We start from the raw sequence: 26,802 nt of genomic DNA, 5'->3' as shown, positions 1-26,802 counted from the left end.
TTATTTAAATAGGCGTTGCTATAACTGTAATTTAAATTATAGCAATCAGTGACTATGTTCTTCATATAATATTATTTACCACAATCTACTTAATCGCTGGTTGCTCAAGCGTCATCGGTGTATCCGTTTTTGGCTTATTAGAAGGCGTGTTCAGTTGTATATTATCTTGACGCAGTTTGAGCAGAATTTTTTGATGCAAAGGCAATTGCTCATACGCCAAAAGCTGTTGGGCAATTCTCTTATTATCTTGTAGAGTCGGCGTGTTTTGAATCACGTACACGGTACGCGATACTTGCGCCATACTCTGACCTTTCTCATTGCTCACCACCACCTTAATAGTATGCGCACCGGGCAAAATATTTACCGTAGCAATGGATGTACTTAGCCCTTGTGCGACTTGATTACCATCCAAATAAATAGTAATAATATCACCTGTTTGTAGGGCGGGTTTGAGTTGTACTTTAACGTCAATACTTTGGGCAGGACGGCGATACGCACGCTCCGTACTTGGCTCAAGGAGGGTTAACTGATAGTTTACTCTTGGAGAAGCGGTCGAAGGTTGAGCAGGCGCTGTGTTGGCATTACTATTAGATCTATTAGACGCTAATGGATTGGCTGGCGTTTGAGTCGTATTGACATTTGCATCGCTATTATTAGCATTGGCACTGGCTGAACTGTTAGTAGTAGGCGTAACAGTGGTTATTTGGCTAATTAGTTTACCTGCTTGCTGTTCATATTTTTGTGGATTATCAGTAAAGGTAACGCGTCCTGTCTGTTCATCCACAATTTTATAAACGGGTGCCGCATTGCTCATTGGCGCATAAAATACCGCTACGCCTATTAATAGGCTGGCTAATTTATATTTTTTATATACCACCTTGTGCCCCTGAGCAGCTATCCCTTCATTTTGTTCTAACCCTTTTGATAATAGCCGCTTTGATGCGAATTCCTTCATTAATCGTGTCATTGTCAGTCCACCTTTGCTTTCAATATTCATTATAGTTGTCAGCCTCTTTTTTAGAAGATGACAGTTTGCCTCTGTCTTTACAAGTCTAGTTATGCATTAACAATTATTAAAAAACCATTAAAATCCAGCCAATAAAAAACCAGCCAAGTTATCCTTAGCTGGTTTTAATTTATTAATAAGTCAAGATTTTAACGATCGATTAGCAGCTGTAATACAAGTCAAATTCAACAGGGTGTACAGTAATATTCACACGTTGGACTTCTTCTTCTTTAAGTGCGATATAGGCTTCTAACATATCTTTAGTGAATACATCGCCTTTTAATAAGAACTCATGATCTTCTCTTAACGCTTGCAGTGCCACTTCTAAGTTTTCAGCAACGGTTGGGATCAATGCTTCTTCTTCTGGTGGCAAATCATATAAGTTTTTATCAGCGGCTTCGCCTGGATGAATCTTGTTTTGAATACCATCAAGACCAGCCATCAATAACGCAGCAAAGGCTAGATATGGGTTGGCAGCTGGATCAGGGAAGCGTGCTTCAACACGTACCGCTTTTGGGCTGCTAACGTGCGGAATGCGGATAGACGCTGAACGGTTAGATGCCGAATAAGCCAATTTAATAGGCGCTTCGTAATGCGGTACTAGACGCTTATAGCTGTTGGTTGAAGGGTTGGTAATAGCATTTAGCGCGCGGGCATGCTTAATGATACCGCCGATAAAATATAGTGCCGACTCAGACAGACCAGCATATTCATCGCCCGAGAAGGTATTGACACCATCTTTTGAGATAGAAATATGCACATGCATACCAGAACCATTGTCACCAACGATAGGCTTTGGCATAAAGGTTGCCGTCTTACCAAACTGATGCGCAACATTATGAACCGCATATTTCAGCTGCTGTACTTCATCCGCTTTACGCACTAAAGTATTAAAGGTAACGCCGATTTCTAACTGGCAAGGCGCAACTTCGTGATGATGCACTTCGATACAGCCTTCACCTACGATATCTTCGATACGGTCGCACATAACCGCACGCATATCTTGCGAGCTATCCACTGGTGGTACAGGAACGTATGCACCTTTGACACGTGGACGATGCCCCATGTTGCCCCATTCGTAGTCTTTATTGGTTGACCATGCTGCTTCTTCAGCAACAATCTCATGGCTCACGCCTGCCATATCAATCGACCATTTTACTTCGTCAAATACGAAAAATTCAGGCTCAGGACCGAAATATGCAGTATCACCAATACCGGTTGACTTTAAGTATTCTTCAGCACGGCGCGCGATAGAACGTGGATCACGGTCATAACCTTGTAAAGTTGATGGTTCAATAATATCACAAGTCACAACCACGGTAACCGCATCAAAGAACGGGTCGATAAATGCAGTCTCTGGATCAGGACGCAAGATCATATCTGACGCTTCGATACCCTTCCAACCAGCGATTGATGAACCATCAAACATTTTGCCATCTTCCATCACTTCTTCATCGATGGTATGAGAGGGAAAGCTCATATGATGCTCTTTGCCTCGGGTATCAGTAAAGCGAAAGTCAACCCATTTAGCATTAGATGACTTGATAAGATCTAGTAATTTATTCGACATAAAAAATTTCCCTCGTGATTATCATAGTATTGCGATTTAAGATCGTAGCTAACATTACGGATGATGTTAATGGGTTTGCAAGGTCTATAGTGACACTGTGCTATCGTGATTTCACGCAAACTTTTGCAAACTTGTTCAACGCTGGCGCTATTTTAGCAATATCTGACCAATAATGCTGAACTGTTATGCACCCTTTCACACGCTGTTTATCATTATTGGGCATAAGATTCTCATTATTCAGGGTTTTTGTATAGCTTTATATGAATAATATTTTTAAGCAGCGCGCAGCTACAGACGACATTTAACAGAACATAAAATAATGGTAAGATAACAGTGCTCGGTAAAAATGTGAGCGTTCAAATAAACACAATCAATAAGTATTACCTATATTGCCTATCATATATTCAGCATGATAAGTATATAGCCATAAACCTACCTTTATAAAACAAAAACACATCCATAGGTTGAACCCATCATGATTCTAATGATCGATAATTACGACAGCTTTACGTACAATATTGTACAGTACTTCGGTGAATTGCAGCAGGACATCACCGTTTGGCGTAATGATCAGATTACTTTAGAAGATGTTAAAACACTGGCACCGGATATCATTGTGATTGGTCCGGGTCCTTGCGATCCTGATCGCGCCGGTATCTCATTAGATATCATTGCTACCTTTAAAGGAAGCATTCCTATTTTAGGCATTTGCTTGGGTCATCAAGCTATCGGGCAAGCGTTTGGCGGTCAAGTGGTCAAAGCTGGCGCAGTCATGCATGGTCGTTTATCTGCCGTGTATCATGATAATCAAGGCGTATTTGCAGATTTACCTAACCCTACTCAAGCCACACGCTATCACTCACTTGTGGTCGATAAAACCAGCTTGCCTGAATGCTTAGAAGTGACGGCATGGACGCAAAATAAGGATGGCAGTATTGAGGAGATTATGGGCTTCCGTCATAAAGAATTTGCCATTGAAAGCGTGCAGTTTCATCCAGAATCCATCTTAAGTGAAGCCGGTTACCAGCTGCTGAATAACTTTTTGAAAACCCATAATTTAGCAAAGCTAAGCACCGATGAGTTACCACAAGTTGGCTAGTTTTAGGCTAGCGTCTTATTTTAGCTACACCAAATAAAATCATAACGCTTTAAATAGCCTTTATCATGAATATAAAATAATAATAGAAAGTGAGACCTTTATAATGAATGTTGATAATTTGGCTACGAACAGCCAATCTATAAACCCTACTCTTTTAACTTCCATGAGCCGCGCTGATGATATCGCTAACCTTTCAGATGAGGACGTTCACACCTTACTGACCAGCGCTTTAGATCGCATTTTTCAGCATATTGATTTAACCTTTGATGAGATGCATGAGGTGATGCTGATTATCATGCAAGGCAGATGTAGCAACGCAATGATGGGTGCTATTTTGACCGGTCTGCGCATGAAGGGAGAATCTATCGATGAGATTACCGCTGCTGCCAGTGCCATGCGGGCGTTGGCAGAGAATATTGCACCACAAGGTTGCAATCATATGGTTGATATTGTCGGTACAGGCGGCGACGGTGCCAATTTATTTAATGTCTCTACAGCATCAGCCTTAGTTGCGGCAGCGGCAGGTGCTCAAGTTGCCAAACACGGTAATCGCGGTGTCTCTACCAAGTCTGGCAGCTCAGATTTGCTTGAGCAAGCCGGTATCAGCTTGGCGCTAACACCGATGCAAACGCTGGATTGTATTGAAAAGCAAGGTATTGGCTTTTTGTTTGCGCCCAATCATCACAGCGCGATGCGTTATGCCAATCCGGTACGCCGTGAGCTAAAATCACGAACGATTTTTAATATTTTAGGTCCTTTGACCAACCCTGCTGGCGTACCTAATTTGGTAATTGGCGTCTTTACTGCGCGCTTATGTGAGCCAATGGCAAAGGTTATGCGAAATCTTGGCGCGCGGCATGTGATGGTCGTTGGGGCAAAAGATGGCCTAGATGAGATTAGCCTTGCCACCTCCACCACCGTCGCTGAGTTAAAAGATGGTGAAATCTCTGTCTATGACATCATGCCAGAAGATGCCGGAATCGAATCCCAAACTCTCATTGGATTGGATATCAATTCACCAGCAGAAAGCCTTGCTTTGATTCGGGCTGCCTTATCTGGTGACGATACCTCTGAGCGCGCAGTTTTAAAAGCTCGCGATATGATTGCTCTAAATGCTGGGGCGGCTATTTATACTGCCGGACTTGCCAGCGACTATGCTAGTGGCGTACGACAAGCGCAAGCAGTCATTCAAAATGGCTCGGCATTAACTAAGCTTCAGGCACTGGCTGAGCACACCAAACAGTTGTCGCACAACTAGCTTTTAAACGGTTGTTTTGATGGGTTATCTAATTTTAAACAGCCGCCTTACTTTAAACAATGGTAATACTTTAAATAACTATTTTAATGTAAGAAATAACTTCAATTGAGCTTTATAACACTTATAAGTATACGGATATCACCATGACTGCCACTTCAGATTCTGCCATTCCCTCAGTATTACAACGTATTGTCGCCACTAAACACGAAGAAATTCGCGCCGCTATTAACGAGGTATCGCTTGCCGAGCTGCAAGCCCAAGTTGCTGCTGATACTCGTCATCGTCGCGGCTTTGCCAACGCCTTACGAGCGGCAAACATGGGCAAAGGTATCGGCATTATCGCTGAAATTAAACAAGCTTCTCCCTCTAAAGGCATTATCAATCATAACTTCCAGCCAAGCGAATTTGCCGCACAATATGAGCAAGCGGGTGCCAGTTGCCTATCCGTGTTAACCGACCGTGATTACTTTAAGGGCAATAACAGTTATCTCGTGCAAGCACGTGCTGCCTGTCAGCTGCCTGTCTTGCGCAAAGATTTTATGATTGATGTCTATCAAATTTATCAATCATACTTGCTAGGCGCGGACTGTATTTTGCTGATTATGGCGTGTCTTGATGATGCGCAAGTGCACGAGTTACACGCATTGAGTATCAAGCTAGGTATGGATGTATTGATTGAAGTGCATACTGCTGGAGAATTGGCACGCGCACTAAAGCTGCCGCGCTCAGACCATAATATTTATGGTATTAATAATCGCAATCTAAACACTTTTGAGGTGGATCTGCAAACCACCCTAGATTTAAAAAATATATTACTGCAAGCATTAGTTACCGATAATAATAATGACCATGCTGATAATAAAGAACCTTTATTAAAGCCGCTAATTGTCACTGAAAGTGGTATTCATAGCGCAGACGATATTGAATTAATGCTGCGCCATGATATCCAGCACTTTTTAATTGGTGAGCAGTTTATGAAGACAGAGCATCCAGGACAAGCGTTACAATCCTTACTTGCGAGCGTCTCGTTGAGCGCGTAAAGTAACGAATACAGCAGTACTTATTTAACCATTCTTACCTATTCATTCATTAAACAGATGCGTTCACTTTTATGGCAAATTCTCTATTTTCACAAGAAATGCAAGACCAACTCAAAGAGCTAAAAGGTCAACTGAGCAAAGGTCGTGATACTACTGCACCTGATGGCGACAACGGAAAGCCGACGGAGCCGGTCTCTTTACTGACTCAAAAACAAGTTAAGAAAACGGTAAAGCAGCTCGATTCTGAGCACGTTGATGATGACAAAGTATTGTTTATGCAAGCGATGCATGGCGTTAATCAGCTTGATGACAAAAATGTCCGCTCACCTGCTGGTGCTAAAAAAGGCAGTAAGCCTGATGCCGCAACGTTATCAAAACGTGCAGCGGCGCAAGGCAGTGATGCTGCGGACTTAGGCGCTGGGCTGTCAGACATGCAGGCGTTACTAAATCCGGTTGCGGGTGAAGCTTATTTATCTTATAAAAACCCAACGCTGCAAAACAAAATATTTACACAGTTAAAACAAGGTAAATTACGTTGGTATGATGCCGTTGATATTCATGGTTGCACTATTGAAGAGGCACGCGTGGCAATGACGCAGTTGCTCAGCCAAGCTAAACAAAATAATGAAACCTCAGTGAAAATCGTCCACGGCAAAGGTAGTGAAGCTATTCTAAAAACCTGTGTTAATGGCTGGTTGCGCCAACTGCCAGAAGTACTGGCATTTTGCTCAGCTCCACCAAAAGATGGCGGCAATGGCGCGGTATTGGTATTGCTCAAAAAGAACAAGACCGATGCTGAATAAATAAAAAGTATTTGATATTATTTTGCCATAAAAAAAGGACTGTGCTTATGCAGTCCTTTTTTTACGTCTGTTCAATCTTAATGTTTTATACCAGCGCATCGTTAGATACGATGTACACACAATCCTTAATGAGACTTATGATTTTTCATTTTAGGAAAACGAAAGCCTTGTTTGATATATTTAAACTCACGACCCATAATCGATTTTTTATTATTAGTTTCAGTAGGATTGGGGCTTTCAGCAGTATGTGTAGGTTCTTTGCTTAAATCAACCCTGCTATCATTATTAAGATTCTCGAAATCATCCTCTGTTTTAAACTCTTCTATATCATCGTTTTCTATTACTTCTTCTATAGCATTTTTTTGCACGTCTATATGCTCATTTTGCTCCATGATAAGCTGCTGCGTCGGCAACGCATGTTCAACATCATATTTATTCACCAGAGATAAAACATCAATCAATAAGGTATCTTGTTTGCCATAAAATTCGGTGGCATCAACAGCATTCACATAAGCGCGCAATTGTATGACATAACAATCTTGGCGCAGCTCTGAGATATTCGCCTGATTCCATTCTTGATTGGTCAATTTATGCGTGTCTAAAAATTTATTTAGCGCTTCAACCATTTTAAAGACCACATCGATATCAGCATTACGCTTAATATACAAGTAATGCAAAAAGTGGAACATATCGCGTGAGGTAAAGTTTTCAATTTGCATGGATGAAAAGTCACCATTTGGTACGGTTACTATCGTCCGGTTAAGCGTACGCACACGCGAAGAACGAATACCAATATCGACTACTGTTCCTTCATATGTCCCAAACTTACAATAGTCACCTATTCGTACTGGTGAATCGGCTACCACAACCACACTACCGACCAAGTTCTCGATGGTCTTTTGTGCCCCCAATGCCAGCGCTAAACCACCAACACCTAATGCGGCAATACCAGTCGTCAGATCAAAACCCAAATTACCAAAAATGACAATAATGGCAAATATTAACAGCAGCGCTTTGACGATTTTGCGCAGCAATCCTAAAATAGATACTCGCTCAGTATAGTTCTTTTTATAGCTGAGATTGACCGCACGAGTAAAGATAGCGTCGATGACTCGTAGCAATAGCCATGTCAGCGCCAGCCACGAGGCAATTTCAGTAAAGCGATTAACAGGTTCGCGTAGCGTGACCGATACCCCAAAATACACCATAATCTCGGATAGCATCAGTGCCATAATGACCACAGAAAGTGGCAAGATGACCTTATCAGGCAAGCCAAGCGGCTCTCTGCGTAAGCGTGGATAAATGATATTCAATAAGTGATACCACAACCAAACCAAAATATAGGTCAACACAAAGCTACCAATGGTAATGGCGACTGCAGCGATTAAATCAGTAATTTGATAGCCAAACAGCTTTTTATCTTCAAATCCATCCAAGGTATAACGCGAGATTAAGGTGGGCTTAGTATCCTCAATGACTTCTGGAATAGAATTTAGCGTTTCGCGAGAAAACTGCCAATACTGTTCACCATCTTTAGCAACGACGCGTTCCAGCAGTAAAGGCACATCTTTATCATTAATTTTAATACTGCCAACCTTCTCTTGGCTTGGCGGTAGCTGATCGGTTAAGTTGCCCTCTAGCGTATTATTAATCTGTAACTCTGACTGAAAGCGCCCCCCTGCATCCAGTGCTTGCTTAAACTGGCGCACAACTGTAGTGGGATTTTCAGATTTTGATAAATTTAAATAATTACTTGCTAACAAATAGTCATTATCACCCAAGGCACTGATAAACCCTTGTACCGTATGGCGTGGCGAATCGCGTCCGAATGCATCAGGCACCGGCTCGCTCACAGCTTCCTCACTACTGCCACCCCCAATACCAAGAACACTTGCTTCAACTGCCAATGCTGACTTAGGTATGATTAATATCAATAAGCTTAAAAATAGCGCCATGATAAATGTTAGCAATACACTCGACACCAAGCGCAATTGCGATATAAGCCGTAAAAAGATGCTGAATGAACTTAGGTGACGCTTAATAAACAAAACAAACCTCTTCGTATTAGAGAAAATAGACCGCACGATTAAACAGCTATGGTAAAGGATTATCATCGCAATAAAAATGTTCCTATTGTTTGCAATATGCTACTTGATATTGACTCCTAAGAAGCATAATCCGATATCCATAATAGTGTATTAGTCATAACGCCATAACATGAATACAGTTCAGCTTATACTGAATAAACGTTAGCTTAAAATGGTTTATAAAGCCGTTACTTTTATAGATAATAAGCGCATGTAATTTATTTAGTGTTTCTTGTAACTTTTAATTACTTAAAGATTTGCTATTGTAACTTTTGCTTTTTGACTTTGGAATTCATTATGGTTTTATCACGCTCATCTTCAACCACCTCTCTTCGGTTGTGTATTTTAAGTGCTCTTGGTGTATTTGCCGTTAACGTTACCGCTGCCACGACTGATGTAACGGTCGCTGACGATAACGAGCTACCGCAAGTTGAGCTTGATAAAATCGTGGTGACTGCCACGCGTACGCCGACTAAACTTAGTAATACCATCGCGCAAGCGCGCGTGATTGATGAACAAGAACTAAAGCGTTATCAAGGTCAAAGCGCGCTTGAAATTGTTACACGCCAGCCTGGGTTTAGCCATTACTCTAATGGCGGCATGGGAACAGCCAATAACTTTTATCTTCGTGGTTATGACAGTAAGCAAATCTTGGTACTCATCGATGGTATTCGTTATAGTTCAGCGAGTCTGGGTGGCGCTGCACTTAATCTGTTACCAGCTGATCAAATCGACCGTATCGAGATTTTATATGGCGCATCCGGCTCTAGTATTTATGGTGCAGATGCCATGGGCGGCGTGATTCAGATATTTACTAAAGGCAATAATGTCAAAAAAAGTGGCGCTTCTGTGACTTTAGGTGCAGGCTCGCATGATCAATATACTTATGGAACCAGTGCTCAGTTCACCAACGATACGGGCACAACTATCAGCCTTGGGGCAAGTCGCAATCAAATTAAAGGCTTTAATGCCACTTTGCCGAATACTAGTAAATACAATAAAGACAATGATGGGTTTAGCAGCAATAATTTTAGCATTGCCTTAAATCAACGTATCAATGAGCAGTGGCTTGCTGGTGCCAGTGCGCTTTATAGTAAATCCAATACCAACTTTGATGACGGCAACTTTAAAGACGCCCAAGCTGACCAAGAAAATGGCGCGGCGCAAGCGTTTGTTGACTGGCGTTATTTACCCGGATCCTCACTCAAACTACAATATGGTCACTCCATTGATAAATCAGACAACCTAGTTTACCAAAGCATTTATAATACTAAGCAAGACCAAATCAGCCTTATTGGTCAGCATAAATTGCCTGTAGGTCAAGGGATTTATGGATTAGAGTATCTCAATCAAGGCCTCGATAGCTCCGCTTACAGTATCGATGACCGTAATGTGAAAAGTGCATTTTTAGGTTACGTATTGGCGAACAATCAATTTGACGCCCAAGCAAATCTGCGCTTTGATGACAACTCTCAATATGGCAATAAAACTACATATAATCTAGGCGGAGCTTATCACCTAAACCCAAATTTTAGACTAGGTGCCAGTTATGCTAAGGGCTTCCGTGCTCCTACTTTTAACGATATCTATCCAGGTTTTAGTGGTGACCCTGATTTAAAGCCTGAAACCAGTGACAACTATGAAGCGTTTATGGAATACAACACTTTATTCCAAACTACCCGACTTACAGGCTATCATAATAAAGTCGATGACTTGATCGCCTCTCCTGCGCCCACTTACCAAACTCTAAACATAAATGATGCCAAAATTAATGGTATATCGCTAACTTCAGATTGGGTGCTAGATAATTATTTATTCGGCGGTAGCTATGATTATCAACGCGCCAAAGATAATAGCGACTATAGCAGTAGAGCAGATGATTATAATGGCAACTCTTTACCTTATCGTCCTGAGCACAAAGGATTAGTATATGCAGGTTACCGCTTACCAAGCCTAGATCTTCGCGCTGAATATCAATATGTGGATGATTACTATAGTGGTATTGCCAATACCGACGCGCAATCTGTCGATAGTTACGGCTTATTTAACATCAGCGGTAATTATCAGTTGAGCGATAACTTGTCTATGACCGCAAGACTGAACAACATTGCTAATAAAAAATATATAACAACGCCAGGTTATGATACTGACGGCACAAACTTCTTCACCTCACTCACCTATAGCTGGTTCTAAGCTTATTTAATATTTCTTAAAGTTCAAATAAATAAAAAGGTCATCATTAATTGGTGACCTTTTTTATTGCCCAGCATTAAGAACAAGTCTTTTAAAACCGCGCTATAGTGTTTAATAACATATTATTTATCTTCATTATTTATCTAAGCCAATAGGTGACAAATTACTCATCATCCTTTACAATAACGACCTCCGAGAGGTGTTGCACCATAAATATCAATAGTCTGGTTTATATTTAAATCTTACTATTTATTCTTTATGTTAGGCTCGGTAACTGTTGAATAATCACAATACTAATTGGTGCTGATTATTGACAGGGCAAACAACGGCACCTGCGTTATTATTCTTTTTATCATAAATTTATCACTGATAGGAGCATATTATGGACGCAGTGTCTAAAGCCCCCTCTGCCCATACGATCAATCCCGCTTTCACAGATTATAAAGTCGCTGACATTAGCTTAGCCGATTATGGTCGCCGTGAAATCACTCTTGCTGAAGCCGAAATGCCTGCCTTAATGGGCTTGCGTCGTCGCTATGAAGCAGCACAACCTTTGCAAGGCGCAAAAATCGTCGGCTGTATTCATATGACGATTCAGACTGCCGTACTTATCGAGACTTTAGTCGCGCTTGGTGCTGAAGTACGCTGGACTTCATGTAATATTTTCTCAACTCAAGACCATGCTGCAGCTGCGATTGCTGCTGCCGGTATTCCTGTATTTGCTTGGAAAGGTGAAACGGACGCAGAGTACGAATGGTGCTTACGTCAGCAAATACATGTTGGTGGCGAAGAATCTGGTCAGCTTTGGGATGCCAACTTAATCTTGGATGATGGTGGTGACTTAACCGCATTGATTCATAATGATTATGCTCATTTACTCGATAACATGCATGGTATCTCAGAAGAAACCACTACTGGCGTGCACCGTTTAATTGAGATGTTAAATAAAGGCACATTAAAAGTACCTGCTATCAACGTTAATGACGCGGTGACTAAGTCTAAAAATGACAATAAATACGGCTGCCGTCATAGCTTAAATGACGCGATCAAACGCGGTACGGACATGTTCCTTGCCGGTCGTCGCGCCCTTGTTATCGGTTATGGCGATGTGGGTAAAGGCTCAGCACAAAGCTTACGTCAAGAAGGCATGATTGTTCGGGTTTCAGAAGTTGATCCTATCTGTGCGATGCAGGCTTGTATGGACGGCTACGAAGTATTATCACCGTACATTAATGGCGACAATACGGGCGGTGCAGAAGGCATCAATACTCGCCTGTTAGATGACACTGACATGATTGTCACCACTACTGGTAACTATCATGTTTGTGACAAACACATGCTAGCTGCGCTAAAAAAAGGCGCTGTGGTGTGTAATATCGGTCACTTTGATACCGAGATTGACACTCAGTTTATGCGTGATAACTGGCGCTGGGAAGAAGTTAAGCCGCAAGTGCATCAAATTTTCCGTTCTGATGACGTGAGCGATTACCTCATTTTATTAGCTGAAGGTCGCTTAGTAAACTTAGGCAACGCTACTGGTCATCCATCACGCGTGATGGATGGCTCATTTGCTAACCAAGTATTGGCGCAAATGTATCTGTTCGAAGAAAAGTTCGCGGATTTGCCAGCTGATAAGCGTACTGAAAACCTATACGTTAGAGTGTTGCCAAAGAAGTTAGACGAAGAAGTCGCTGCAGCAATGGTTGCTGGTTTTAATGGTACGCTAACAAAACTGACTGAAAAACAAGCTGAATACCTAGGCGTGCCAGTTGAAGGTCCGTTCAAGCCTGACGCTTATAAATACTAATAGTAGTACTGAGGAGCACGACTGTGAGTAAGCCCGCTTTTTCTTTTGAGTTTTTCCCTGCCAAATCTGAGCAAGGACATGAAAAACTACTCAGTACTTATGATGAGCTAAACCATTTGTCACCAGCTTATTTTTCAGTGACTTATGGTGCTGGAGGCTCAACACGCAGTCGCACTTTAGATATCGTGCAGGCGTTATGCGCGCGCGGTGATACTGATATCGCGCCGCACATGTCTTGTATCGGTGATGATAAAGTCGAAATCGCGGGGTTGCTTGATCATTATAAAAGCTTAGGTATCAAGCGCCTTGTTGCACTTCGTGGTGACTTACCGTCAGGTCAAGTTGGTATGGGTGAGCTACCATTTGCAGTAGATTTGGTAAGGTTTATCCGTGAGCACTCAGGAGATCACTTCCGTATCGAAGTGGCCGCCTACCCTGAAATGCACCCTCAAGCGCGGAGCTTCGAGTCTGATGTCGACAACTTGGTTAATAAATATAAAGCGGGTGCTAATGCCTCGATTACTCAGTTTTTTTATAATGCAGACAGTTATCTGTACTTGCGTGATAGCTTAGAAAAACGCGGTATCGATACGGTTGCCCAACCTTTAGTTGCTGGCATTATGCCGATTACCAATTCTAGCAATCTGATACGCTTTGCTGATAGTTGTGGCGCTGATATTCCACGTTATGTGCGTAAGCAGCTTGCTGACTTCGGTGATGATCGTCGTGCCATCCGTGAATTTGGCTTTGATATCGTTTATCGCTTATGCGAGCGTTTGATCCATGAAGGTGTTCCTGCCATGCACTTTTATAGCATGAATAAGGTTGAACCAAATAAGCGCTTAGTAGAAGCATTGGGTCTTACTACCTAATATCTGATAGATAAATGGTGTATTCGACTGGCGTTCTTAGGAACGCCAGTTTTTTTATATCCTGTTTTTCTTATCCCAATTTTTATGTTGCTTGTGTCCATCACACTAAAATATTTGCTATAGTAAACTTTATTTTGGTCTTATACTATATCTTTACTAGATGATGGTAATATTCATTAACAAGCAAGCGCGATTTTAAAATAGAAAAATGACATTTCGATTTAATTTTTTTCGTTCTAATTTTTATTTACTAGTATTTCATCATAGGAAAGAAAAGCATGCGCCGATTTTTTTATGCTATTAGTCATGATGCAACAGATCAACATGCTAATAACAAGACTGAACGCTTGCCAAAATTAAACACATTATCTATTGGAAGTGACATTCCATTGACTGATACCATCATTCATCACTGGTGCCGTGTCTTGCGTGCCAATGTTGGCGATGAAGGGATTTTATTTGATGGTTTTGGCGGTGAGTATCACGTACAGCTACAATCTATCAGTAAAAAACAGGCAACGGCGAAATTATTGACCACTAATAGCAATGACCGTACTGCGCCTATTATAAGCAAAATCGGCTTAGTGATGAGTCGAGGTGAACGCATGGATTATGCTATTCAAAAGGCAACTGAACTGGGGGTTACTGCCATTCAGTTGCTCAGTAGTCAACACGGTGAAGTCAATTTAAAACCTGACCAAGTAGAAAAAAAACTACTTCACTGGCAACAAGTAGCTATAGCCGCTTGTGAGCAATGCGGCTTAAATCGTCCACCTCTTATTTTAGCGCCCCAGCCTCTTAAAGTATGGCTGCAACAAGCAGATTCTAGCGGTATTGCTGTAGACTTAGCCGTCAGCCCACTAGTGGCAGCCCTTAGCCAAGACTCTTATTATAATGTTTTAAGGCAACCAGCTAATTTACGTTTAATGTTAAGCGTACCTGCCGCCGGTCAGCCTTTGATGCCAGTTACATTATTACCCGTATTGGCACAAAAGAGACCTTACCTTGAGTTGCTGATTGGTTCTGAAGGCGGACTCAGTCAGGAGGAGAGCGTACAAGCAGAAGCGGTAGGTTTTTCCCCTTGGCAAATCGGGACTCGGGTGCTGCGTACAGAGACAGCTCCAGTGGTTGCCTTAGCTATTTTACACGCATTGATAAACTAGCTGTTACAGTACAACGCTGGTATATATAGCTATAAAAAGTAGAAAAATTCTTTTGCGCCAGTTTTGCTGGTCTTGTATTGTTTGTTGTATTCACCATGAGACATTTTATGACTATTTTTAGTCCAATTACCGAACATATAAAGCAGCAGTTGCTGACTCAATTATGTGATTGTCTTGAAGATGGTCTATTTATATTAGATGCTAATTTACGTTATATGTCAGCGAATGCCGCTTATGAGATGATGATTGGTTATCAAGAAGCTTTTTTAATTGGACGTCCACTAGGTGTTTACGCTGTCGATTTTTTGCCAGATGTTGAACGAGATATATTTCTGAGTGTGGCTGAACATCTCGATAAAGATGGCTTTTATGAGAATAATTTTTCTATAGCAACCCGTTATGGACAAACTTTAAACTGCCATATGACGTTTCGTAAATTAGATTTAGCTTCTAAGGTTTACTATGTCGGTATGGTTCGTGATACTTCCGCAGTCACCAAAGATAAAGAAGAGTTAATACATTTACTCAATTTTAATCAAGACACAGGTCTGCCTAATCGAAAAGTGTTTTTAAGCCAAACCAGTGATTTGCTGTTAGAAAGCTATCAAGAAGTGGCAATCGCGCGCTTTAATATTGACCGTTATCGGATGCTTGCCAGCACTTTAGGAACGGATAAGGTAACCACCTTATTGAACCTTTTTGTTAAACGAATTAATGATCTTAAATTGACTCACTTACGTTGCTTTTCTCATTTTGGTGGTGATGATTTTGCGCTGTCATTTGAGCTTACTGACACTCGTATGGTGCGCCATCAGATTAATAGTTTGATGCAAATGTGTGAGCGCCCTTTTTCCCTTGATGGCAATGTTATTTATTTGCGCATCTCTGTTGGTGTCAGCTATTTTCCTGAGCATGGCACACAGCTGTCAACGGTACTCTCCAAAGCGGAGAAAGCACTTAACTATATCAAGCAGAATGGTGGCGATGATGTGGGTTGGTATCGCGAAGAAATCAACTATGTTTGTATTGATAGCTTGCAGTTAGAAGCTGAACTGCGAACCGCTATCGATGAATGTCAATTTATCCCTTATTATCAACCAAAAATAACGCTAGCGACGGGAGAAATCACAGGGTTTGAAGCTTTAGTACGCTGGCAACACCCAACACGCGGTTTGCTTCAACCCGTCGATTTTATCGATGCTATCATTACCTATAAGCTGTCTTTCGATCTGTTTTGCCAAATGGCAATTCAAATTGCTGAGCAATTATCTGCTTGGCAAGCGATAGGTTTTACTCAGCATATTTGTATTAATGCTGACGCCGCTGAGTTTACTCATCCTGAGTTTCTCGAATTTATCGTTACATTATTTGATCAGCATTGTATGTATCCACATCAATTACATATTGAAATCACCGAATCATCATTGATGCTTAACCATTTGAGCGTTAAACAGCAATTGGTGGCACTTAAAGCACTTGGTGTTTGCTTAGCAATGGACGATTTCGGAACAGGGTACGCTTCTCTTAGCTACTTACAAGAATATCCCTTTGATTTTATTAAAGTTGATAGAAGCTTTATTTCAAAAATCGTCGATGACCATATTCAATATGCAATTGTAAAAGCCATATTAGAGCTGGCAAATGCTTTAGATATGAAAGTTATTGCTGAAGGTATCGAGACTGACGAACAATGGCAGTTATTATTGGATATTGGCTGCACATATGGACAAGGCTATTTATTTAGCCGTCCGCTTACCGCTGAGGATGCCACTACCATGCTAATGCGTCGAGCCTAATCAACATCAATATTTACTATAGTGTGACCGTAGCCTCTAACGTTCCGCTCTGAAACTTTATCATTAGTTTTTGATAATCGACTATAATTCTACTGCAAGCTACCCTACTACCTTTCCCATAAGCCTTATTCTAAGGCACTAATATTACAGTGATTTTCTTTATTCAACATCACGGATATCTTATCAGTTACCCTTGATTGCTCGTAAGATGCAAGGCAGGTTGATGACTTATCAGTATTACTGCCAAACTTGTATAATCTTCTGTGAACGCCTATCTTTTATGCAGAAATATGACCTCAATAATTACGGTACTGTGAATTTAGACAGTCGTTTAATGAGCAGATTGCTTACACAATATCGGTCATATCTTATTCATATTCGTATTCACAATAGGACAGGACCTTATGCAATACAAAGCACCTCTACGCGATATCAAATTTGTCATGCATGAACTGCTTGATAGCGAAAGTCATTATAAAACCATCCCAGAATTTGAAGACACTGACCGTGAATTGATGGACAGTTTGTTTGAGATGGCGGCAAGTTTTGCAGAAAATGAGCTGTCACCGCTCAATCAAAGTGGCGATGCGGAAGGCTGTCATTTTAATAATGGTGAAGTGACTACGCCTAAAGGTTTTAAAGAGGCCTATAAAGCGTTTTGTGAGCTTGGCTTTCCTGCATTATCGGCTGAAGAAGCCTTTGGCGGGCAAAATATGCCGTTCTCATTATCAACTGTGATTAATGAGATGGTGGGCACAGCGAACTGGTCATTTTCTATGTATCCCGGTCTGTCGCACGGCGCCATTCAAACCATCGAACATCATGGTACAGATGCTCAAAAAGACACCTATTTAGAAAAAATGGTCACGGGCGAATGGTCAGGCACCATGTGTCTGACTGAAGCGCATGCCGGTTCTGACTTGGGTATTATCCGTACCAAAGCTGAGCCAAATGACGATGGTAGCTACAATATCACAGGGCAAAAGATTTTTATCTCAGCCGGCGAGCACGATTTGACTGACAATATTATTCATATTGTATTGGCACGTCTACCGGGCGCACCTGCGGGCACTAAGGGCATCTCGTTATTTATCGTGCCCAAAGTTATGGTCAATAAATATGGTAGCTTAGGTGATAGAAACAACGTCGTTTGCGGCTCTATCGAGCATAAGATGGGTATCAAAGCCTCGTCGACTTGTGTCATGAACTTTGATGGCGCAGTCGGTTACTTAATTGGTCCTGAAAATCGCGGCTTACAATGCATGTTCACCTTTATGAATGTGGCGCGTATTGGTACGGCAGTGCAAGGCGTAACGGCTGCTGAATATGCGTTCCAAGGCTCACTTGCCTATGCAAAAGACCGTCTTGCCATGCGCGCGCTATCGGGTATTAAAGCACCTGATAAGGTTGCCGACCCAATCATTGTGCATCCTGCCGTCCGTAATATGTTATTAACGGAAAAAGCCTTTGCTGAAGGCGGTCGTGCCTTAATGTATTACTTATCACATTTCGTTGATACCGTAGCCAAAGGCAATGGTGATGAGCGCGAGTTTGCTGACCAAATGCTATCATTACTCACTCCAATTGCCAAAGCATTCTTAACCGAAACTGGTTTAGAAGCCGCAAATCATGGTGTGCAAATTTACGGTGGTCATGGTTATATCAGCGAATGGGGTATGGAACAAAATGTCCGTGATACCCGTATTGCTTGTCTTTATGAAGGAACGACTGAGATTCAAGCCTTAGATTTGCTTGGTCGTAAAGTGCTCGGCTCACAGGGCAAATTACTCGCCAACTTTGTACAAGTGATTCAACAGTTCTGTGAAGATAATAAAGACAACGACGAGATGGGACAATTTATCCGCCCACTTGCTAAGCATCTCAAAGAATGGGGCGATTTAACTGCGCGTATTGGCATGCAAGCCACCGAAAATGCTGAAGCAGTCGGAGGTGCAGCAGTTGATTATCTATATTTTAGCGGTTACGTTACCCTCGCCTATCTATGGGCGCGTATGGCACTGGTTGCGCAGACGGCGATTGCTAACGGCACAACTGAATCAGCGTTTTATGATGCAAAAATTAAAACTGCGCAATTCTACTACGCCAAACTCTTACCGCGTACCACAACTTATGTGCAGCGTATCAGCACGGGCGTTGAGCCATACATGAGTATGGATGTTGAACAGTTTGCTTTTTAATTAGCATCATTAATCGCTTATTGTAAGCAATATTAAATTCAACTTGAATTAAACTCAATAGGCAACATACTCCGGGATGTTGCCTTTTTTACGGGTCAATATTTATTTACTAAGCCCTTATTTAATTATTAGATACTCGGTATATACAAGGCAATCACATAAACTTTTGGTGTACGCACAATTCACGAAGAGATACACAAGCTAAGAAACTAATTTGCTAAACTTTCTGAACCAATAACAAGTATCTGTAATCCATAAAGGTTGTTAACAATAGCTATTAATAACAACCTTTTAAAAATCATACAAAACAAATTTACTTTGCTCCGTTATTTTCATTTATTACTATCAAAGGAATATTTATGTCTGTCTATAATGCTCCCCTCAATGACATGCGTTTTATGTTAACAGACGTCTTTAAAGCCCCTGAGTTTTGGCAAAACAATGCTAATCTCTCTCATGTTGACATGGAAACGGTCGATATGATTTTAGAAGAAATGGCAAAATTATCCAAAAACGTCCTACTTCCTATCAACCAAAGTGGCGATGAAGAAGGCGCGACATTCCAAGGTAATGGTGTGGTCAGAACCCCGACTGGTTTTAAAGAGGCGTATCAGCAATATGCCGAATCTGGCTGGGTAGGGTTGGGCGGCAACCCTGAATATGGCGGGCAAGGCTTTCCAAAAATGGTCACGATGCTGACCGAAGAGATGTTATTCACTACCAATCAATCGTTTGCCTTGTATCCGAACTTGACCGTTGGCGCAACATTGTGCTTAAACGCAGCGGCGAGCGAAGAACAAAAACAAACCTATTTAGAAAAAATGTACGCAGGTGAATGGTCAGGTACGATGTGTTTAACAGAGCCACATGCGGGTACAGACTTGGGTATTATCAAAACCAAAGCTATCCCTAATGACGATGGTAGCTATCAGATTTCTGGTACCAAAATCTTTATCACTGGTGGCGAGCACGATTTAACCGAAAATATTATTCATCTGGTATTGGCAAAAACACCTAACGCACCTGAAGGCTCAAAAGGCATCTCTTTATTCGTCGTACCGAAATTCCTAGTCAACGATGATAGTAGCTTAGGTGAACGCAATACCTTAGCAGTCGGTTCTATCGAGCATAAAATGGGCATCAAAGCCTCAGCCACTTGTGTGATGAACTTTGATAACGCAAAAGGCTGGATGGTTGGTGCTGAAAACACCGGTTTGTCATCAATGTTTATCATGATGAACTATGAGCGTGTGACGATGGGTCTACAAGGCCTTGGCGGTACAGAGCTTGCCTATCAGAACGCAGCATTATATGCGCTTGAGCGCGGTCAAGGGCGCAGCGATACCCAAATTCAAAGCCCAGAAAAGCCTGCAGACGCCATCATTTATCATGCCGATGTACGCCGAATGCTACTAAATGCTAAAGCCAATAGCGAAGCATCACGCTGCTTTGCCATGTATGTTGCTAAGCAACTAGACACGGAGAAATTCAGCACCGACCCTGAAGCAGCTCAAGTTGCCGCTGCCCGTGTGGCATTGTTAACGCCGATTGCAAAAGCTTTCTTGACCGATAAAGCGTTGGAAGCTACGGTTGATTGCCAGCAAGTCTTTGGTGGTCATGGTTATATTAAAGAGTGGGGTATGGAGCAAATCGTCCGAGATACCCGTATTGCCCAGATTTATGAAGGCGCAAACGGTATCCAGGCGCTCGATTTTCTTGGTCGTAAAGTTGCTCGTAACGATGGTAAATATATCATCAACTTCTTGGGCGAAATTCGCGATTATGTTGCTTCAATGACCGCAGAGCACGGCATCAAACAAGCGACATTAACGGCAGCGGATACGGTAGAAACGCTAACCAAAACAGTACTCGCTAATATTAGTACCCGCAAAAGTGAGATTAACGGTTGTGCGGTGGATTATATGCATGCGGTTGGCTATCTGTGCTACTCCTATATGTTCGCTATGATGGTAGAAGCAGCGGATGGTCAAAAAGGCAATTTTTATACCAATAAAGCCAAGCTTGCTGATTATTTTGTCGGGCGTATCCTGCCACGCCTTAATGCCCATGCTCAGATGGTTGAAGCTGGTAGCGACCCAATCATGAGCTTTGATCTTGATTACTTTCAAGTGTCTGCCAGCTAATTGCTAGAGCGTGCTCTTAATTCAAAAGATAATATGTAAATAGGTTAAAAATTATCTTAAGTTAAAAAAGGCAGTATAACTACTGCCTTTTTTTATACCATATTAATTGCTAACAAAATAATTGCCCATCTTTTCGTCGTTCAGATTAGAATAACTGACATTAAGGGTCAGTAACAACCATGAGATGTCGGATATCAAGCTTTCACAAAGAGGCATTAAACAACTAACAATACTTTGTATAATCCTAATCTTCTCTAGCCCCACTGCCTATTTTGTGTAATATTACCGGGCTTATTACTCTTATTTTTATTCGGTTATATTTTTGCACTATTATAATTTTTGTTTATCACCCTTTTCTACTACCTTCTTTTGAAGCTCTCATTCAAATAACAGTATGAAAACCTGAGCCAAAAGCAAATACCATTACAATCATAGCAATAATAATAAAGGGTACCTTGTGTCAGAAGTTAAACGCATTTTGCAGCAGATTACTGCCTTAAGCGATGTGCCCGATGCGTCGGTGCTCAAGCGCTTGATCGATGAGCTTAGGGTCACTGAGAAAAACCCAGCCCTTGCCAATAGAAAAATTCAATCATTGATTGAGATTATGCAGCGGCATCCAGAATATGGTGATGGACTTGCCAGCTTTGTATTAAAGCTCATCATTCAATATCGGCAAATTGCTCTGTATACCGATACGGGCATCATGTCAGACGAGGGCTTTTTTAGCAGCCTACGCCGCTTAATAGGTCACCGATTTTTGCCGTTATTACCGCAAGATGACTCGGTTGTTGAGTTGGTTGGCTACTTATTTGATCAACGCCAAGACGAGCACTGGCTTGCCAGCATCAATAAAGACAATTGGGAAGTGCTGGTTGAGTTACTTAAAGTTCGAAAAGAGCATCTAGATTTAGTTGCCAATGCCAAAAACAATATCTTAAACGCCATCATTATTTTGTCGTATCGCGTTAGTGGTATTGGACTACATCCTGATTTGATGGAGTCGTACCCGCAAATATTAAACTATTCAGCATCTTTTGTGGCGCAAAATCAAGAAGCAGTACTGTTCGTCAATCAATATCGGCAGGCGCATGAGCTGGATAATTTAACCGATATTACCCCTGAACAAGCGGTTAGTGCTGACCCCTTACTCGTGATGGTTGAGCAGTGCGAGGATATTGTTGCAACGGTTCGTAAGCGTATTTACAAAACGGGCATCTCTATTCGATTGACTAATATGATGCTGAGGCTTGATCAAAGCTTACAGCGTATACGTATCTTAACCAAGCTGGTATCTATTGATGGACTCAAGCGCGATCGCGCTATTATTGAGCTGATTCAAACCTTAGTAGTAACAGCAAATCGTCGCTACAGCATTGGTCATTTGATTGATAACAATACCAAGCTGTTATCGCGAAAAGTCACTGAAAACGCAAGCCGCGTCGGTGAACACTACATCAGTACGGACAAGTCCGGCTATCAAAAAATGTTTAAAAAAGCCTCGATTGGCGGCTTTATTATCGCCTTTATGGCAACCACTAAAATTGTGACCTATCAGCTGGCGATTGCGCCTATGGGTCGCGCCTTTTTAAACAGCATGATTTACGGATTAGGCTTTGTCTTTATTCATATTGTGCATGGTACGGTCGCCACCAAACAGCCAGCCATGACGGCAGCGGCTATTGCCTCCACTATTTCTGATAGCTCAGGGAAAAAATCTCATCAGTTAACCAAGTTGTCAGAACTGGTAGTTGATATTATGCGTACCCAGTTTATAGCTATCATGGGCAATATTATGATGGCTATTCCGGTTGCCTTTACTATCTCATATATGTGGCTACATTTTTCTGGCATACCAATGATTAATACGGACAAAGCCGGACACTTATTACATGAACTCGATCCTTTTACTTCATTAGCCTTGCCGCATGCAGCGATTGCTGGGGTTTATTTGTTTTTATCAGGACTGATTGCTGGTTACTATGATAATTTAGCCGTTTATAACAATATTGGCGCGCGTATTCGTCGCCATCGCTTCTTACAGCGTTTACTACCAGCAGCATGGCTTGAGCGTCTAGGCACCTTTATAGAAGCCAATCTTGGCGCGATTATGGGTAACTTTATTTTTGGTATATTCTTGGGCAGTACCGCAACGATTGGTTTCTTATTCGGTTTACCCATTGATATTCGTCATATTGCCTTTGCTTCAGCAAACTTAGCACATGGTCTATTTAACTTAGCACCCGATCAAATGAGCTGGCAAATCATCCTGCTGTCCGTCATGGGTGTATTAATGATTGGTATGGTCAACTTGATGGTCAGCTTCTCGCTTGCCTTATTTGTGGCACTACGCTCAAAAGAAGTACAGTTTTTGGAATGGAGTCGCCTTACCAAGCAGTTATTCAGTCATATGCTCACTCATCCTTCAGACTTTTTTTGGCCACGTGATAAACCGATGAAGTACGCGCGGATTGACAGTCAAGGGCATATGATATTTGACGATAGTGCTATACAAAATAGTGGCAAGCCATTACCCAGCAACTATGTCGTCAGGCGTTTGTCTGATGTAAAAATACTACCAAAATCTAAGTTGGCTACCACAGTGGAAACCGACATTCATTATCAGAATCAACCTCAAGGTCAAGGTCAGGGTCAGGGTGCTAACACAGAACACGAAACCCAAACCACATTAACTAATAGCTCGCCAGAAAAGGTCATCAATCTTGATGACGGTCTGGTCGATGAAGCCTTAAATAGTACACCTTACAGCGATGATATTCAGTATGATAAAGCGACCAAAACCTTGGGCGCTCATGCAGGCGTAAACGACAGCACAAGTCCTGATAGCAAAGCCGCTGGCGATGCCAAAACGCCTTTACCAAAACCTAAAAAGCCGCCAAACCTACCCAGTTAGTGACGACCCTAATCGTTATTTTTGCTATTTAAATATTAAGAATATTGATAGCTTATTCAAAATATTTAAAGCATTTAAGATTGTAGGCGGTTAAAAAGATAATATTTTGACAATTTAAGATATCAGATTAAGAAATGACACGCTCGTACAAAATTTGCTACCATCTATTTTTAAACATCGATGTTACTATATTTAAAATTTATACCTCATTACTTAGGTGATTAGATCATGACCAAAAATGCCCTTCAGGCGCAACTGTTAAAAGCCGGATTGGTGGATAATAAAAAAGCCAAGCAACTTAGCAAACAGTCTCAGCATGCTAAGCGTACTGGCGATGCAGAAAGTGTTGCTGCCAAAAAAGCACTGGCTGAAGCACAAGCTAAAAAGATTGTCAAAGATCAGCAGCTTAATCAAGAAAGACAACAGCAGCTAGAGCAAAAAATGCTCTATGCCAATATTATACAGATGATTAAGCAGCATCAGATTACAGAAATATCAGGCGAGATTAGCTACCAGTTTGTTGATCAATCCAAAGTGAAAAAACTCTATATTACTCAAAAACTGTATGACCAAATCGTAGCAGGTCATGTGGTGATTGCACGATTAGAGGAAAATAATGACTTAGATTATGCGCTACTCCCGCGCCCTCTAGCCGATCGTATTAATGCCAAGCTCGAAGGCTTCATCGTTGTATCAAACGATCAATCCGAGGCTGAGCTGGAAACGGATGATCCTTATGCCGCTTATGTGATACCTGATGATTTAATGTGGTAATAGTTTTTATTAATGTTTAGCATGAATGCCCTTTTGCAGTCACGCCTTATTATTAAAACAAAAAATCTTATTTAAATATAAAAAGCCCTCATAGGCTAATAAAATCTATGAAGGCTTTTGCATGGCATATATATTAATAGAACCTATCAGAGATTGGCTAAGTTAATACTATTTTTTCTGAGACGATATTTGATTAAGGCATGGGACATTTTGCACTTGACGTAAACACCTTGCCATCACTCAAGCGGTAAGCCATCAAATGATTGCCCCAAACGCAGCCACCATCAAGCGCGCGCGCATGCGGTAAATCAACCTTACCCTTTAAAGCCGCCCAATGTCCGAACAATATCTTACGCTCGCGAGGTACTTGCCATTCAAACCACGGAGCAAAGTCGTCTGGCATGGCATCATCAAGGCTAGAGGTAAAGCTAAACTCTAACGTGCCATCTTGTTTGCATAAACGCATACGGGTAAAATAATTGGCAATCGCACGCATTTTCGTGAAGCCATTAATACCATCATACCAGTCGTCCGCAGTATTGCTATATAAATGCGGCAACAGTCTATCCAGCTGGTATAAACTGCCTTGCAACTGTGCTTCTAACTGCTTAGCATATAATTCTGCTTCATCCAACGTCCAATGCGGCGGAATACCGGCATGAACCATCACGGTACATTCATCAGGATAGGCTAATATAGGCTGATGACGTAACCACTGTAGTAAATCATCTTTATCTTTAGCCGCAAAAATAGGTGCAGTCTTGTCCTTTTTACGGATTTTAGTCACACCGCGCCATACTGCTAATAGATTTAAATCATGATTACCAAGAACCGTGGCTGCTGCCCCTTGTTCGCACAAGGCTTTGACATCGCGTAAAGTATTTAACGAATCCTCACCGCGCGCGACCAAATCACCCGTAAACCATAGTTTATCTTGCTTGGGATCGAAATCTAACTTTTTAAGAAAATGACAAAACGCAGCATGGCAACCTTGCAAGTCACCGATGACATATTGATGGCGAAAACTCATGTTACCTCAATTACAATGACAGATAACGATTATCAACACGACTGGTTCATAATCGTTTTGTGAATGGCGGCTATTGTTATACATAGAAATAGCTCTACTTATTTTATCTTTATCGTCTGTTAGCGTATTAAACTTCTAACGACTTTGCCTGATTGCTCAGTGCCACAAAATCACTAACGCTCAGAGTTTCTGGACGTGCCTGCGGATCAATACCACAAGCGGCAAAATCATCTTCGCTTAATGTTGGTAGCAAGGTTGAGTTTTTAAAGATAGCACGCAAGGTTTTGCGGCGATGATTGAAAGTTTCGCGTACTACGATTGCAAAATACTGTTCATCTTCTGCAACGATGGGTTTGTTGATATGTGGCGTTAAACGAAAAACCGCGCTGGTGACTTTTGGTGGTGGATTAAACGCACCGCGAGGCACCGTTAATAGATAATCGGTATCACAATGATACTGCATGATAACAGATAGACGACCATAGGTTTTGCTACCCACATCAGCAGTAATACGCTCGACTACTTCTTTTTGCAGCATAAAATGCATGTCTTGAATCACATCAGCATAACTGAGTAAATGAAACAATATTGGCGTAGATATATTATAAGGCAGATTACCAACTACTCTCAGCTTACCGCGCTCTAAAGTATACAGCGCACGATAGTCGACATTCATGGCATTGTCTTTAATAATCGTAAAGTTCGGATGGCTATTAGCTCCGATGCGAATACGCAAGCTATCTGCCAAATCACGATCCAACTCAATCACTGTCATTGCATCTACTTCAGCAAGTAGCGGTTCGGTTAGTGCGCCCATACCGGGACCAATTTCTATTAAATTATCATCGCGCTCTAAGCGAATACTTTCAACAATCTCGCGAATCACACTACGATCATGTAAGAAGTTTTGACCGAAGCGTTTTCGCGGTTGGTGTTTTGCAGCGCGTAAACTATCAGACAAAGTTTTGGCGTCAAATGAAGGCTTAGACATAAATAGTTCTTAATTAAAAAAGTAAAATAGTCACTGCCATTGAATCAGGCAATAAAT

Annotated in this window: 18 protein-coding genes; 13 read left to right on the top strand and 5 right to left on the bottom strand. The window is 41.6% G+C overall.

The features are described from left to right. Window positions 1–85: 85 nt before the first annotated feature. Together H2245_RS05400 and glnA are read right to left on the bottom strand one after the other, a co-directional pair. The gene (locus H2245_RS05400; protein ID WP_182406371.1) at window positions 86–967 is read right to left on the bottom strand and encodes a DUF4124 domain-containing protein; all 882 of its coding nucleotides are present in this window, start codon (window positions 965–967) and stop codon (window positions 86–88) included. A 199-nt stretch (window positions 968–1,166) separates the two neighbouring features. Then, on the bottom strand, window positions 1,167–2,576 hold the full coding sequence (glnA, locus tag H2245_RS05395) for a type I glutamate--ammonia ligase (RefSeq protein WP_182406370.1): 1,410 nt from the start codon (window positions 2,574–2,576) through the stop codon (window positions 1,167–1,169). Window positions 2,577–3,051: 475 nt separating this feature from the next. On the opposite strand from glnA, the gene H2245_RS05390 reads away from it, so the two are divergent. The 4 genes from H2245_RS05390 (at window position 3,052) to H2245_RS05375 (ending at window position 6,776) form a co-directional block, all read left to right on the top strand. Beyond that, the gene (locus H2245_RS05390; RefSeq protein ID WP_182406369.1) at window positions 3,052–3,675 is read left to right on the top strand and encodes an aminodeoxychorismate/anthranilate synthase component II; all 624 of its coding nucleotides are present in this window, start codon (window positions 3,052–3,054) and stop codon (window positions 3,673–3,675) included. Between the two features lie 163 nt (window positions 3,676–3,838). Further along, a complete protein-coding gene (gene trpD, locus H2245_RS05385; protein WP_182406565.1) occupies window positions 3,839–4,933 on the top strand; it encodes an anthranilate phosphoribosyltransferase in 1,095 nt (364 codons plus the stop codon). Between the two features lie 143 nt (window positions 4,934–5,076). After that, window positions 5,077–5,973, top strand: coding sequence for an indole-3-glycerol phosphate synthase TrpC (trpC, locus tag H2245_RS05380; RefSeq protein WP_182406368.1), 897 nt, complete (start codon window positions 5,077–5,079; stop codon window positions 5,971–5,973). A 71-nt stretch (window positions 5,974–6,044) separates the two neighbouring features. Further along, entirely contained in the window at window positions 6,045–6,776 is a 732-nt protein-coding gene (locus tag H2245_RS05375; protein ID WP_182406367.1) for a Smr/MutS family protein, read from the top strand. A 125-nt stretch (window positions 6,777–6,901) separates the two neighbouring features. On the opposite strand, the gene H2245_RS05370 is transcribed toward H2245_RS05375, so the two are convergent. After that, window positions 6,902–8,731: a mechanosensitive ion channel family protein gene (locus H2245_RS05370; RefSeq protein ID WP_259365093.1), complete on the bottom strand. Its 1,830-nt coding sequence runs from the start codon at window positions 8,729–8,731 to the stop codon at window positions 6,902–6,904. A 429-nt stretch (window positions 8,732–9,160) separates the two neighbouring features. Between H2245_RS05370 and H2245_RS05365 the strand changes: the two genes are divergently transcribed. The 9 genes from H2245_RS05365 (at window position 9,161) to H2245_RS05325 (ending at window position 24,724) form a co-directional block, all read left to right on the top strand. After that, window positions 9,161–11,056 (top strand): TonB-dependent siderophore receptor, encoded by a 1,896-nt coding sequence (locus H2245_RS05365; RefSeq protein WP_182406365.1) that lies wholly within the window; start codon window positions 9,161–9,163, stop codon window positions 11,054–11,056. A gap of 382 nt (window positions 11,057–11,438) precedes the next feature. Next, on the top strand, window positions 11,439–12,863 hold the full coding sequence (gene ahcY, locus H2245_RS05360; protein ID WP_182406364.1) for an adenosylhomocysteinase: 1,425 nt from the start codon (window positions 11,439–11,441) through the stop codon (window positions 12,861–12,863). A gap of 23 nt (window positions 12,864–12,886) precedes the next feature. Further along, window positions 12,887–13,735 carry a methylenetetrahydrofolate reductase gene (locus H2245_RS05355; RefSeq protein ID WP_182406363.1) on the top strand — a complete coding sequence of 283 codons (849 nt, stop codon included), beginning with the start codon at window positions 12,887–12,889 and terminating at the stop codon, window positions 13,733–13,735. A 278-nt stretch (window positions 13,736–14,013) separates the two neighbouring features. Next, window positions 14,014–14,898 (top strand): 16S rRNA (uracil(1498)-N(3))-methyltransferase, encoded by an 885-nt coding sequence (locus H2245_RS05350; protein WP_182406362.1) that lies wholly within the window; start codon window positions 14,014–14,016, stop codon window positions 14,896–14,898. 107 nt (window positions 14,899–15,005) lie between these two features. Next, window positions 15,006–16,694, top strand: a complete 1,689-nt coding sequence (locus H2245_RS05345) for a bifunctional diguanylate cyclase/phosphodiesterase (RefSeq protein WP_259365092.1) — start codon at window positions 15,006–15,008, stop codon at window positions 16,692–16,694. Window positions 16,695–17,098: 404 nt separating this feature from the next. Then, window positions 17,099–18,892 carry an acyl-CoA dehydrogenase C-terminal domain-containing protein gene (locus tag H2245_RS05340; protein ID WP_182406360.1) on the top strand — a complete coding sequence of 598 codons (1,794 nt, stop codon included), beginning with the start codon at window positions 17,099–17,101 and terminating at the stop codon, window positions 18,890–18,892. A 359-nt stretch (window positions 18,893–19,251) separates the two neighbouring features. Continuing rightward, window positions 19,252–21,036, top strand: coding sequence for an acyl-CoA dehydrogenase C-terminal domain-containing protein (locus H2245_RS05335; protein ID WP_182406359.1), 1,785 nt, complete (start codon window positions 19,252–19,254; stop codon window positions 21,034–21,036). A 457-nt stretch (window positions 21,037–21,493) separates the two neighbouring features. Beyond that, window positions 21,494–23,950 (top strand): site-specific recombinase, encoded by a 2,457-nt coding sequence (locus tag H2245_RS05330; protein ID WP_182406358.1) that lies wholly within the window; start codon window positions 21,494–21,496, stop codon window positions 23,948–23,950. Between the two features lie 228 nt (window positions 23,951–24,178). Next, window positions 24,179–24,724: a DUF2058 domain-containing protein gene (locus H2245_RS05325; protein WP_182406357.1), complete on the top strand. Its 546-nt coding sequence runs from the start codon at window positions 24,179–24,181 to the stop codon at window positions 24,722–24,724. 193 nt (window positions 24,725–24,917) lie between these two features. On the opposite strand, the gene H2245_RS05320 is transcribed toward H2245_RS05325, so the two are convergent. Beyond that, window positions 24,918–25,754 carry a symmetrical bis(5'-nucleosyl)-tetraphosphatase gene (locus tag H2245_RS05320; RefSeq protein ID WP_182406356.1) on the bottom strand — a complete coding sequence of 279 codons (837 nt, stop codon included), beginning with the start codon at window positions 25,752–25,754 and terminating at the stop codon, window positions 24,918–24,920. A 127-nt stretch (window positions 25,755–25,881) separates the two neighbouring features. After that, on the bottom strand, window positions 25,882–26,745 hold the full coding sequence (gene rsmA, locus H2245_RS05315; RefSeq protein WP_182406355.1) for a 16S rRNA (adenine(1518)-N(6)/adenine(1519)-N(6))-dimethyltransferase RsmA: 864 nt from the start codon (window positions 26,743–26,745) through the stop codon (window positions 25,882–25,884). Window positions 26,746–26,802 lie beyond the last annotated feature (57 nt).

Source organism: Psychrobacter sp. GP33, assembly GCF_014119005.1.
Classification (GTDB): Bacteria; Pseudomonadota; Gammaproteobacteria; order Pseudomonadales; family Moraxellaceae; genus Psychrobacter.
This window is presented reverse-complemented; position numbering and strand designations above follow the sequence as displayed.